This window comes from Cellulosimicrobium sp. 22598 (assembly GCF_052044445.1).
Taxonomy (GTDB): domain Bacteria; phylum Actinomycetota; class Actinomycetes; order Actinomycetales; family Cellulomonadaceae; genus Cellulosimicrobium; species Cellulosimicrobium cellulans_G.
On record NZ_JBQEMZ010000005.1, the window covers coordinates 194,633 to 208,301 of the forward strand.

General features: G+C 72.1%; 4 protein-coding genes. All 4 read left to right on the forward strand.

The genetic code is table 11. The features are described 5' to 3' along the window. The first annotated feature begins 135 nt into the window (after positions 1–135). The 4 genes from ACTJIY_RS07565 (at position 136) to ACTJIY_RS07580 (ending at position 13,487) form a co-directional block, all read left to right on the forward strand. Positions 136–3,030: a family 43 glycosylhydrolase gene (locus ACTJIY_RS07565; protein WP_440674719.1), complete on the forward strand. Its 2,895-nt coding sequence runs from the start codon at positions 136–138 to the stop codon at positions 3,028–3,030. Positions 3,031–3,204: 174 nt separating this feature from the next. Beyond that, a complete protein-coding gene (locus ACTJIY_RS07570; protein ID WP_440674720.1) occupies positions 3,205–5,622 on the forward strand; it encodes a family 43 glycosylhydrolase in 2,418 nt (805 codons plus the stop codon). 237 nt (positions 5,623–5,859) lie between these two features. Further along, positions 5,860–10,797 carry a family 43 glycosylhydrolase gene (locus tag ACTJIY_RS07575; protein ID WP_440674721.1) on the forward strand — a complete coding sequence of 1,646 codons (4,938 nt, stop codon included), beginning with the start codon at positions 5,860–5,862 and terminating at the stop codon, positions 10,795–10,797. A gap of 113 nt (positions 10,798–10,910) precedes the next feature. Continuing rightward, complete coding sequence (locus ACTJIY_RS07580) at positions 10,911–13,487, forward strand: immunoglobulin-like domain-containing protein (RefSeq protein WP_440674722.1); 2,577 nt, start codon at positions 10,911–10,913, stop codon at positions 13,485–13,487. Positions 13,488–13,669: the final 182 nt, after the last annotated feature.

Consider the following 13,669-nt stretch of genomic DNA (forward strand, 5'->3'; position numbering starts at 1 on the left):
GGGGAGGTCCCGGGGCCACGGCCCCGCGACCACCCCGGCGGACCGTGGCCCGCGCCGGGCGGGCCCGAGAGCGATATCGGTATCGATACCGCTCTCCGCACGATCGACCATGACCTCGACGAGGAGGAGAGAGAGATGAGCAGGCAGGTGAGGGCGGCCGTCGCGGCGGCGCTGGCGGGAGTGCTCGCGCTCGGCGCGAGCACGACGTCCGCGGCGGTGGCGGACGAGTCGAGCGAGGGACCGGGAGGAACGAGCACGATCACCGGGCTGACGACCACCGACCACGGAGACGGGACGTACGGTGTCCCGCTGCTGGGCAGCGACGTCCCCGACATCTCCGTGGCACGCGTCCCCGCGGCCGAGAGCGACGAGGGTCGCGACGTCTACTACATGATCAGCACCACGATGCACCTCGCGCCGGGCGCGCCGATCATGAAGTCGTTCGACCTCGTGAACTGGGAGATCGTCGGGTACGTCTACGACCGGCTCGGCGTGGGCGACGTCTCCTCGCTGCGCAACGGGCAGAACGGCTACGGCAACGGTCAGTGGGCGTCGTCGTTGCGCTACCACGACGGCACGTTCTACGTGGTCTTCAACACCAACGACCTGGGCGGGTCCTACCTCTTCCGCACGGACGACGTCGAGCACGGCGCGTGGGAGCGCACCGCGCTCGGCCGGGGGTTCCACGACCCGTCGCTCTTCTTCGACGAGGCCGACGGCGGGACGCCGTACATCTTCTACGGCTCGGGCGCGACGAGCGCCGTCCGGCTGAACGACGACCTCACCGCGATCGAGGCGGACTTCCCGAACATCTTCCGTGCCGAGGACTACGCGGGCGAGCGGTTCATCGGCGGGCTGTTCGAGGGCGCCCAGGTGCACTACATCGACGGCGAGTACTACGTCGCGATCATCACGTGGCCCAGCGGCCAGAACCGCCAGGAGGTGCTCTTCCGCTCGCCGCACCTCCTCGGTCGCTACGAGACCGCCGACGGATCGAACCCGTACGTGGCGCGCAGCGCGCTGAACTCCGACGGCTTCGCCCAGGGCGGGCTCGTCGAGGTGCCCGACGGCGCGGGCGGCTACGAGTGGTGGGGCATGTTCTTCCGCGACACCTACCCGCTCGGCCGCATCCCCGCGCTCATCCCCGCGACGTGGGAAGACGGATGGCCCACGTTCGGTGACGACGGCGTCGTCCGCGTCGGCGACACGTTCGCCAAGCCGATCGTGCTGGACGCGGCGACGGAGCGGCGGGAGCGGCTGAAGAGCATCGTCGCCTCCGACGACTTCGCGAACGACGCCGAGCACCGCGCGTTCAGCGACACCGTCTGGGAGGTCCCCGACGCGCCCACGTACGACGAGTCCCTGCTCGGCGTCGAGCTCGTCGCCAACCCCGGGTTCGAGGACCCGACGACCGCGCCCTGGGCAGCGCAGTTCGGGGCGACGCTGACGCGCGAGACGAGCGGCGCCGCGTCGGGAACGGGCGCGCTGCGCGTCGCGGGCCGGACGCTCAACGGCTCCGGCCCGAACCAGCAGCTCGGCGGGAAGATCCAGGCGGGCGTGACCTACGAGGTCTCGGCCCGGGTCCGGTACGCCACGGGGCCCTCGACGGTCCGCTTCAACCTGGTCGGCGACTGGGGTGCGGGTGTGAAGACCCTGGCCTGGGCGGACGCGACCCCCGGGGAGTGGGCCACGGTCAGCGGCACCTACACGGTGCCGACCAGCACGGACGTGAGCACGTTCAAGCTCGCGGTCGAGACGCCGTGGGCGAACCCGCAGCCGCCGTCGTCGAGCGTCGAGTACCTGCTCGACGACGTGTCCGTCGTGGGCCGCGCGCCGGACGTCGAGACGCCCACGCGCGAGGAGGTGTCGTACAACGGCTCCGACCTCGACCTCGCGTGGCAGTGGAACCACGCGCCGGACAACCGGTACTGGTCGCTCACCGAGCGCGAGGGCTGGCTGCGCCTGACCAACGGGCACGTCGTCACCGGCGAGGCGGAGTACACCAAGGCGCCGGGGCGTGACCTCACGTATCTCGAGGAGGCGCGCAACACCCTCGGGCAGCGCACGTTCGGCCCGACGTCGTCGGCCCAGACGAGGCTCGACGTCTCCGGCATGCTCGACGGCGACGTCGCCGGGCTTGCCGTCTACGGGCGCAGCTTCGCGTACGCGGGGATCCAGCAGGTCGACGGCGAGCGCACGCTCGGTCTCGTCACCCGGCTCCAGCCGTTCGCCGACACGATCGACCGCGAGGCGGTCGAGTCGTTCGTCCCCGGGTCGCAGGTCCCGCTGGGCGAGCGCACGGACGTCCACCTCAAGGCGGACGCGGACTTCGCCTCGCCGAACGGCCAGCTCTGGGTGCAGTACTCCTACAGCCTCGACGGGCGCACCTGGCAGCCGCTCGGTGCCCGCCAGGGGCCGCTCGTCATGGACTGGAGCCTGTCGCACTTCATGGGGTACCGGTTCGGCCTCTTCTCCTACGCCAAGGAGCGGACCGGTGGCCACGTGGACTTCGACCACTTCCTCCTGAGCGACGTGCTCGACGCGGACGGCGGCGCCGACCGGACGGCGCTCGACGCCGTCGTCGCCGAGGCCGAGGGGCTCGACCCGGCGCACTACACGGCCGAGTCGTGGTCCGCCGTCGCGAAGGAGCTGGCGGCGGCGCGGGCCACGACCGCGCCGTCGACGCAGAACGAGGCCGACGCACCCGCGCGGGCGCTCGCGCTCGCCGTCGCGTCGCTCGTGCGGGCCGACGTCGCCGAGGTCGCGTTCACGGCCGAGGCGAGCGTGCGCGCGCTCGCCGGGAAGGACTACGTCGCCGTGCGCGTGACGAACGACGAGGACGTGCCCGTCGACGTCGTCGTCACCACGCCGTACGGCAGCCGGTCGTTCGCCGACGTCGCGCCGGGCCGCCACGCGTACCAGGCCTTCGCGAGCCGCCTCGCGAGCGCCCCGGCGGGCGAGGTGACGGTCTCGGTCACCCGCTCGACCGACGGGTCCACCGCGACCCGCACGGTCACGTACGGCGGCTGACCCGCCGCCGACCCGCCGCCGACCCGCCGCCGACCCGCCGGCGGGTCGCTCGGGCGGGCCGCCGGTCCCGGACGAGAGGAGGGCGCACGACGACGGCGCGACACCGCCGTCGGGCACGACCGTCCGCGCGAGGCGCGCGGACGAGGCACGACACACATCGATCGAGGAGGATCCATGGACACGCACCACCGCAGACGACGCCGCCTGCGCGGCGCCGTCGCCGGGGCCGCGCTCGCGACGCTGCTCTCGGCGTCGCTCGCCGCGCTCCCGTCGTACGCCGCGGACGAGGAGCTGGTCGTCAACGGCGGCTTCGAGGACGGCACGACCGGCTGGTTCGTCAACAACGGCAACGCGACCGACAAGGCCGTGCTGTCGACCACCGACCAGGCGTTCGCGGGCGAGGCCGCGGCCCTGACCACCGAGCGCGCGACGACCGGCTCCGGTCCGATGCAGGACCTCAGCGGCAAGGTCCGCGCGGGCGAGACGTACGAGCTCACGGCGAAGATCCGGTACGACGCCGCCGCGGCCCCGGCCACCAAGCAGTTCTTCGCCACGATGCACTACGGCGGGGGGACGTACACGAACCTGGTGAGCGTCACCGCGACCAAGGGCCAGTGGGCGACGTTCGACGGCCGGTTCACGATCCCGGCCGACCAGAACGTCAGCACGGCGCGGCTGTTCTTCGAGACGCCGTGGACGAGCAACCCGTCCGCCGACCCGGCGACGCACCTCATGGACTTCGTGCTCGACGACGTCTCCGTCGTCGGCGCGGCCCCGCCCGGGCCGCCCTCGAAGACCATCGAGGTCCTCGGCAAGCTGCCCGGCGAGCACAACCCGCTCATCTCCCACAAGTTCGGGGCCGACGGGTTCGGGTTCGTCGAGGACGGGCGCGTGTACATGTACATGACGAACGACACCCAGGGCTATGCGCCCGACCCGGTGACGGGCGTCTCGCCGCAGATCAACTACGGCAGCATCAACCAGATCACGCTCATCTCGTCCGAGGACCTCGTGAACTGGACGGACCACGGCGAGATCCAGGTCGCCGGACCGCAGGGCGTCGCGCCGTTCACGAACAACTCGTGGGCACCGGGCATGGCGAAGAAGACCGTCGACGGCGTCGACAAGTACTTCCTCTACTACGCCAACGGCGGCGGGTCGTCGAACGTCATCACGGGCGCCTCGCCGCTCGGGCCGTGGACGAGCGAGCGCGACAGCACGCTCATCGACGGGCGCACCCCGGGCGCCGAGGCCGTGGCCTGGAAGTTCGACCCGGCGCCGCTCGTCACCGACGAGGGCGCGTACCTCTACTTCGGCGGCGGCCCGGCGTCGACGTCGATGCCCGCGGCGGAGCGGTTCAACAACCCGAAGAACATCCGCGTCATCGAGCTCGGCGACGACATGGTCTCGACGCAGGGCACCGCGGCCGTCGTGGACGCGCCCGTGGCGTTCGAGGCGGCGCAGGTCTTCGAGCGCGACGGGAAGTACTACCTGTCGTACTCGTCGCACTTCGGCGGGAACGACTTCGGCGGCAACCAGGCCACGCTCCCGGGGTACCCGGGCGGCGGGCAGATCGGCTACATGATCTCCGACGACCCGATGTCGTTCCCCAAGGAGACGTACGCCGGCGTGATGTTCCCGAACCAGTCGCAGTTCTTCGGCGCGGGCACGGGCGGCAACAACCACCAGTCGGTGTTCGAGCTGGACGGCAAGTACTACTTCACGTACCACGCGCCGACGCTCAACAAGCGCATCAACGGGAACACCACGCAGGGCTACCGCAGCCCGCACATCCAGGAGCTGACGTTCAACGCGGACGGCACGGTCCAGCAGGTCGTCGGGGACTACGCGGGCGTGGACCAGGTCAAGGACCTCGACCCGTTCCAGGTGCTCGAGGCCGAGACGTTCGCGTGGCAGCAGGGCCTCGCCACCGCGAAGGTCGACGGCGGCTCGGCGCAGTTCGGGGACGCGGCGCCGAACCTCGTCGTCCGCGACGTCGACGCCGGGGACTGGTCGGCGCTGTCGTCGGTCGACTTCGGTGACGGTGCCGCGAGCGTCACGGCGCGCGTCAAGCCGCTCGTCGAGGGCGCCACCGTCGAGGTGCGCCTCGACGACCGCGAGGGTGCCGTCGTCGGGACGCTCGACCTCGACACCCCCGTCGGCGAGTGGGCGGACGTGACCGCCGCCCTCGAGGGGGTGAGCGGCGTCCACGACGTGTACTTCACGTTCGCCGGCTCCGCGGGCGCCGACCTCGTCGAGGTGGACACGTGGGAGTTCGCGGCCGACGCCGCCGGCCCGGCCGTCGAGCTCGACGTGACCGCGTCCGCACGCTGCCTCGCGGGCAAGGCCTACGTGGCGGTGCGTGCGACGAACTCCGGGGACATCCCGGCCGACGTCACGCTCGCCACGCCGTTCGGCACGCGCGTCGTGGAGGACGTCGCGCCGGGCGCGAACGCGTACCAGTCGTTCGCGGCCCGGTCCACGTCGCTCGCGGCCGGGGTCGCGTCCGTCACGGGCACGGCCGTGCTCGACGGCGCCGACGTGAGCACGCCGTACGAGGCCGCGTTCGACGCGCTGGCCTGCGGGGGCTGAGGACGGGACGGACGGCGCGCACGTCGCGCCGAGACCCCGGGAGCGGGTCGGCGTCCCGGACGCCGGCCCGCTCCGCCGCTGGAGCCGGGCGCCGCAGGAAACTCGATATCGGTTTCGACGACGTAGAGCGCCCTGGACCCTCGTCATGTTTGCGCTCACATGTTAGCGTTCACACGCGCGTCCGACGACGGACCTGCGACCGGCGCTGCCGCCGGGCACGACGACGAGGAGTCACCGATGACCTCACGCCACGAACCACCCCCGACGCCCGCGGAGCCCCGCGCCCGACGCCGACGCCGCTCGCTCGCCGCGCTGCTCGGGCTCGCACTGGTGGCACCGCTCGCGCCCGTGGGCGCGGCGGCCGCCGGCCCGATGCCCGCGGCACCCGCGCCGGTCCCGGCTGCGGCCGAGCCGAGCGCGGAGGGGCTCCGGCTCTGGCTCCCGCTCGACGAGACCGCGGGCACCGTCGCGCACGACGCCTCCGGCAACGGCCTGGACGGGACCCTCACCGGCTCCGGCGGCGGCTGGCAGCCCGGCCAGGGCCTGACGTTCGGCGGGTCGAACCACGTCGACCTGCCCGACGACCTCCTCGCCGGCTACGACGCCGTGACGGTGAGCGCGGACGTGTGGGTCGACGCGTCGCTGACCGGCAACTACTTCTTCTACACCCTCGGCAACCCGGCGGTCGGCACCCCGCAGTCCGGGAACGGCTACCTGTTCTCGACGGGCAACGCGAACTACCGCGCGTCGATCTCCGACCTCGCGTGGGGGCGCGAGCAGAACACCGCCAAGGCTCCCGCCGCCGCGCTGCAGCGCGGAGTCTGGAAGACGATCACGTACACGCTCGGCGGTGGCACCGCGCGGCTGTACGAGGACGGCGCGCAGGTCGGGCAGAACACCGCGGTGACCATCACGCCCGGGGCGATCGGCGGCGGCACGACGACCGCGAACGCGCTCGGGAAGTCGGCCTACGCCGCCGACAACCTCTTCAAGGGCCGCATGAAGGACTTCCGGCTCTACGACCGCGCGCTCACCGCGCAGGAGGTCGCCGACCTCGCGTCCACCGGCGCGCAGCACGCCGTCGCGGCCGACGCCGCGGCCCTCGACCTCGGCGACACGACCGCCGTCGTCACCGACCTCGCGCTCCCCGCGAAGGGCGTCGGCGGCTCGGCGGTGACCTGGGCCAGCTCCGACGAGGCGGTCGTCTCCGCGAGCGGTGCGGTCACGCGCCCCGCGGGCGACGAGCCCGCGACCGCGACGCTCACCGCGACGCTGGCTCTGCGCGGCGCGACCGAGACGCGGACGTTCGACGTCACGGTCCTGCCGGGCGACGGCGACCAGGCCAAGGCGGACGCCGCGGCCGCCGCGCTCGAGGTGACGAACCTCGACGACGTGCGCGGCAACCTGACCCTGCCCACCGCGGGGCTGCACGGCGCGAGCGTGGCCTGGGCGTCGTCGTCGGGCACGATCACCCCGACGGGCGAGGTGACGCGCCCGGCCCACGGCGAGGACGCGGAGACCGTGACCCTCACCGCGACGGTGACCGTGGGCGAGGCGACCGCCACGCGCGAGCTCGCGGCGCACGTCCCCGCGCTGCCCGAGCAGGAGGACCTCGCGGGCTACCTCTTCTCCTACTTCGTGGGCGAGGGCACCGCCACGGGCGAGCAGGTCTACTTCGGGCTCAGCCAGGGCAACGACCCGCTCAAGTACCAGAACCTCAACGACAACCAGCCCGTCCTCACGTCCGAGCTGGGGGAGAAGGGCCTGCGGGACCCGTTCATCATCCGCTCGCCCGAGGGCGACAAGTTCTACCAGATCGCGACCGACCTGCGGATCTACGACGGCAACGGCTGGGACGCGGCGCAGCGCACGGGCTCGAAGTCGATCATGGTGTGGGAGTCCACGGACCTCGTGAACTGGACCGACCAGCGCCTCGTGCAGGTCTCGCCCGACACCGCCGGCAACACGTGGGCGCCGGAGGCGTACTACGACGAGACCATCGGCGCGTACGTCGTGTTCTGGGCCTCGAAGCTCTACGCGGAGGACGACCCGGACCACACCGGCAACACCTACAACCGCATGATGTACGCCACGACGCGCGACTTCGTGACGTTCAGCGAGGCGCAGGTGTGGGTCGACCCGGGCTACTCGGTCATCGACTCGACCGTGACGCGGCACGACGGCCAGTACTACCGCTTCACCAAGGACGAGCGGAACAACACGTCGTCCACGCCGTGCTCCAAGTTCATCCTCGCGGAGAAGGCGGCCGAGCTGCGCTCGACGGACTACGAGTTCATCACCGACTGCATCGGCAAGGCGAACTCCCTCGGCGGCGGGATCAACCAGGGCGAGGGCCCGACGATCTTCAAGTCGAACACCGAGGAGAAGTGGTACCTCTTCATCGACGAGTTCGGCGGCCGCGGCTACGTGCCGTTCGAGTCGACCTCGCTCGACGCGGCCGAGTGGACCATGTCCACCGACTACGAGATGCCGTCGCGCCCGCGCCACGGCACGGTGCTCCCCGTGACGCAGGCCGAGTACGACCGCCTGCTGAAGACCTACCAGCCCGACGCGTTCGTCGAGTCCGTCGAGGACGTCGCCGTGACCGTCCAGACCGGCTCCGCGCCGGTGCTGCCCGCGAGCGTCACGGCACGCTTCGCCGACGGGTCCACGGGCTCGGTGGACGTCACGTGGGACGCGGTCGACCCGGCGTCCTACGCGCAGGCGGGGTCGTTCGAGGTCGCCGGCACGCTCGGCGGCGGCGTGAGCGTCCGCGCCCGCGCGGTCGTCACCGTGACCGACGACGTCGTCCCCGTCGAGGGCCTGAGCGTCACCCCCGAGTCGCTCGAGGTGGGCGTCGGCGGCACGCGGCAGCTCACCGCGACCGTCACGCCCGCCAACGCGACGGCGCGCGCGATCACGTGGGCGTCGGACGACGCGGACGTCGCCACGGTCTCGGCCGACGGCGTCGTCACGGGCGTCGGCGAGGGCCACGCGCTCGTCACGGCGACCACGGCCGACGGCTCGCACACCGCGTACGTGGCGGTCGAGGTGACCACGGAGATCCCGGGCCTCGTCGTGCGGTACGCGTTCGACGAGACGAGCGGCACGGCGGCGGCGAACACCGCGCCCGGGTCGACGTTCGGTCCGGCGACGCTGACCAACGGTGCGGCGTTCTCCGGCACCGGGGAGGGCGTCCGGCTCGACGGGACGGACGACTACGTCGACCTGCCCGACCACCTGCTCGCCGGACTCACCGACGCCACGGTCGCGCTCGACGTCAAGGTCGCGACGGACCAGGCGACGCCGTACTTCGTCTATGGTCTCGGCAACACGAGCGGCACGGCGGGCAACGGGTACCTCTTCACCACGGGCAACGCGTACCGCACGTCGATCGCGACGGGGAACTGGACGACCGAGCAGACCGTCACCAAGAACGCGAACCTCCAGCGCGGGGTGTGGAAGCACCTGACGTACACCCTGTCCGGCACGACGGCCGTGCTCTACGAGGACGGCGTCGAGGTGGGCCGCCAGACGGGCGTCACGATCGACCCGAAGGACATCGGGAACGGCTCGACGCTCGCCAACTACATCGGCCGCTCGCTGTACTCGGGCGACCGCTACCTCAAGGGCTCGGTGCGGGACTTCCGGATCTACGACCGCGCGCTCACGGCGGACGAGGTCTACCAGGTCGGGGCCGACCACACGGCGGTCACGGGTGCCGAGCTCGACGCGCTCAAGGTGCCCGCGATCGTCGACGGGGCAAGCTCGACCGTGACGCTCGCCGTCGAGCCGGGCACGGACGTCTCCGCGCTCGCGCCGGTCCTCACGGTCTCGCCGCGCGCGACGGTGACGCCCGCCAACGGCTCGGTGCAGGACCTCACGCAGCCCGTGGCGTACACCGTGACCGGGCCGGACGGGTCGTCGCGCACGTGGACGGTCCAGACGAAGCAGATGGGCAGCCCCGTGCTGCCGGGGACGTACGCCGACCCGAACATCGCGCAGTTCGGCGACACGTTCTACCTCTACGCCACGACCGACGGCACGCCGGGCTGGGGCGGCAAGGACTTCTACGTGTGGAAGTCCACCGACCTCGTGACGTGGGAGCGCTCGGAGCAGCCGTTCCTCACGCTCGACGGCGCGAACGGGAACGTCCCGTGGGCGACCGGAAACGCGTGGGCGCCCACGATCATCGAGCGGGACGGGAAGTACTGGTTCTACTTCTCCGGCCACAACCCGACCTACAACAGGAAGACGATCGGCGTCGCGGTGGCCGACAGCCCCGAAGGGCCGTTCACCGCGCAGCCGACGGCGATGATCACGAACGGCGAGGCGGTCACGTCCGGCCAGGCCATCGACCCGGCCGCGTTCCGCGACCCGGAGACCGGGAAGTACTGGCTCCTGTGGGGCAACGGCGGCCCGTCGAACGGCCCGGTCATGGCCGAGCTGAACGACGACATGACGTCGATCAAGCAGGACACGCTGCGGCGCATCCCCGGTCTGACCGACTTCCGCGAGGGCCTGTTCCTCAACTACCGGGACGGCGTCTACCACCTCACGTACTCGATCGACGACACGGGCTCGGAGAACTACCGGGTCGGCTACGCGACGTCGGACAGCATCGACGGACCGTGGACGTACCGCGGCGTGATCCTCGAGAAGGACGCCTCGCAGGGCATCCTCGGGACCGGGCACAGCTCGATCCTCAACGTCGAGGGCACGGACGACTGGTACATCGCGTACCACCGGTTCGCGATCCCCGGCGGCGACGGGACGCACCGCGAGACGACGATCGACCGCCTCACGTTCGGCGAGGACGGCCTCATCCAGAAGGTCGTGCCGACGCTCGAGAGCGTGGACCCGGTCGACGTCACCCCCGCGCCCCGGGTCGAGCTGACCGTCGAGGCCACGCCGCGGTGCCTCGCGGGCAAGGTCTACGTCGCGGTGCGGGCGACCAACGCGGGCGACGTGCCCGCCCACGTCACCCTCACGACCCCGTACGGCACGAGGACGTTCGCGGGCGTCGCCCCGGGCGCGAACGCGTACCAGTCGTTCACGACGCGCGCGACGTCGGTCGAGGCCGGCACCGTGACCGTCACCGGCACGGCGACGCTCGACGGCACCCCGGCCACGACGACGTACGACGTCGCCTACGCCGCGCACGCCTGCGGCTGACGACCCCGCCGAGGTAGAGCCGCAGGTCGCGAGGTAGAGCTCGGGGAGCCCTACCTCGCGACCACGGGCTCTCCCTCGCGGCACAACCTGCATCTCGACGAGGAGAGGACGACATGAATTCCACACACCGAGGACGCTCGGCGCTCGCCGCCGGGCTCGTGGGGGCGCTCGCCGTCTCCACGCTCGCCACGGCGGTCGCCGCACCGGCGGCCGCAGACGTCGGGGGGCCCACCGACGACGGGCTCGTCGCGTGGTACCCGCTCGACGCCGCGAGCACGACCGGCGGCACGACGGCGAACCTCGCCGAGGGCTCGACGTTCGGCCCGGCCACCCTGGTGGGCGGCACGGCGACCCCCGACGGCACGACGCTCGACGGCACGGACGACTACGTCGACCTGCCGGACCACCTGCTCACCGGGCTCACCGACGTCACGGTGAGCCTGGACGTGCTCGTGAGCCAGGACCAGGGGACGCCGTACTTCGTCTACGGGCTCGGCAACTCGAGCGGGACCGCGGGCAACGGCTACCTGTTCACGACGGGCAACGCCTACCGGACCTCGATCGCCACCGGGAACTGGTCGACCGAGCAGACGGTGACCAAGGGCTCCAACCTCCAGCGCGGCGTCTGGAAGACCCTCACGTACACGCTCACCGGCACGACCGCGACGCTCTACGAGGACGGCGTGCAGGTCAAGCAGGCCACGAACGTCACGACCGACCCCGGCCAGATCGGGGGCGGGCAGACGACCGCGAACTACGTCGGCCGCTCGCTCTACTCCGGCGACCGGTACCTCAAGGGCCAGGTCCGCGACTTCCGCCTCTACGACCGCGCGCTCACGGCGGCCGAGGCGGGCGAGCTCGCGGCGGAGACCTCGACGGCGGCTGCCGACGCCGACCTCGCCGCGCTCGACCTCGGCGACACGAGCGCCGTCACCACCGACCTCGTGCTGCCCACGACGGGCGCGCAGGGCTCGATCGTCACGTGGACGTCGTCGGACGCGGGCGTCGTCAGCGCCACGGGGAAGGTCACCCGGCCCGCCGCCGGCGAGGACGACGCGACGGTGACGCTCACGGCGCTCGTCACGCGCGGCGCGGTCGCCCGCACCGCGACGTTCGACGTCACCGTGCTCGCCCACCTCGCCCCCGCCGAGGCCGTGGCGTGGGACGCGAGCCACGTCGTCGTGCCGCACCTCGACGACGTGCGCGGCAACCTCACGCTGCCCGCCGACGGGGCCAACGGCTCCGCCCTCACGTGGGAGAGCTCCGACCCCGCGACCGTCTCGGCCACGGGCGAGGTGACGCGGCCCGCCCACGGCGAGCCGGCCGCCGTCGTGCGGCTCACCGCGACCGCGACCAAGGAGGGTGCGACCGCGACGCACACCTACGACGCGACGGTCCGCCCGCTGCCCGCCGCGGCCGACTACGAGGGCTACTTCTTCCCGTACTTCGAGGGGGAGAGCACCGCGGACGGCGAGTCGGTCTACTTCAGCGCGAGCAACGGCAACGACCCGCTCGACTGGGTGGAGCTCAACGACGGCGAGCCCGTGCTCACGTCGACGCTCGGCGAGAAGGGCCTGCGCGACCCGTTCATCATCCGCTCGCCCGAGGGCGACCGGTTCTTCCTCCTCGCGACCGACCTGCGGATCTACGGCGGCAACAACTTCGGCAACGCGCAGGAGCGCGGGTCGCGCGCCCTCATGATCTGGGAGTCGACCGACCTCGTGCACTGGTCCGACCAGCGCATGGTCACGGTGTCGAGCGCGTACGCGGGCAACACGTGGGCGCCCGAGGCGTTCTGGGACGCGCAGCGCGGCGAGTACATCGTCTACTGGGCCTCGGCGCTCTACCCGACGACGTCGACCGACGGCCGCCGCATCGCCGACTCCTACCAGCGCATGATGTACGCCACGACGCGCGACTTCGTGACGTTCTCCGAGCCGCAGGTGTGGATCGACGAGAAGCGCGGCAACGGCCTCGGGATGATCGACTCGTCGATCGTCGAGCACGACGGCACGTACTACCGGTTCACCAAGGACGAGGCGTACATGATCCCGCGTCTCGAGAAGTCGACGGACCTGCGCTCGACCGACTGGGACCTCGTCGCCGAGAAGATCGGCTACGGCCAGCCCAACCCGTGGGGCGGCACGCTCACCGCGGGCGAGGGGCCGACCGTCTTCAAGTCGAACACCGAGGAGAAGTGGTACCTCTTCGTCGACCAGCCGAGCTACCACGGCGGCCAGGGCTACCTGCCGCTCGAGTCCACCGACCTCGACTCGGGCGTGTGGACGTCCGTCGACGCCCACCTGCCGAGCAGCCCCCGCCACGGCACCGTCCTGCCGATCACGGCCGCCGAGCACGCCGCGCTCCTCGCGGCCTACGGCGAGCAGCCGCCGGCGCCCGAGCTCGACCTCGCGGTCGAGGTCACGCCGCGCTGCCTCGCGGGCAAGGCGTACGTCGCCGTGCGCGCGACGAACGGCGAGGACGTCCCGGTGACCGTGACGCTCACGACGCCGTACGGCGAGAAGACGGTCGCCGACGTCGCGCCGGGCAAGAACGCCTACCAGTCGTTCGCCGCCCGCGCGACGGCGGTCCCGGCCGGGACCGTCACGGTGACCGGCGTCGCGACCCTCGACGGGAAGGAGGTGACGACCACGCGCGAGGCGCAGGTCGACGCGCTCGACTGCGCCTGACACCCGCGAGGCCGCACCCCGCCGAGGGAGAGGCGAGGTACCGCGAGGAGAGGCGTGGTCACGACCACGCCTCTCCCTCGACGGACCAGAGCCCTCCCTCGGCGACGCGGCGGCCGGGCAGAACCAGCACGAGCGTCGGACGCGGGGTTTCCCTCCTTGCCGCCGACGACGCTTCCACCACT

Bases quoted from the DNA above. Each gene is read 5' to 3' on its own strand.
- ACTJIY_RS07565 (WP_440674719.1), top strand. From the start codon at position 136: ATGAGCAGGCAGGTGAGGGCGGCCGTCGCGGCGGCGCTGGCGGGAGTG.
- ACTJIY_RS07570 (WP_440674720.1), top strand. From the start codon at position 3,205: ATGGACACGCACCACCGCAGACGACGCCGCCTGCGCGGCGCCGTCGCC.
- ACTJIY_RS07575 (WP_440674721.1), top strand. From the start codon at position 5,860: ATGACCTCACGCCACGAACCACCCCCGACGCCCGCGGAGCCCCGCGCC.
- ACTJIY_RS07580 (WP_440674722.1), top strand. From the start codon at position 10,911: ATGAATTCCACACACCGAGGACGCTCGGCGCTCGCCGCCGGGCTCGTG.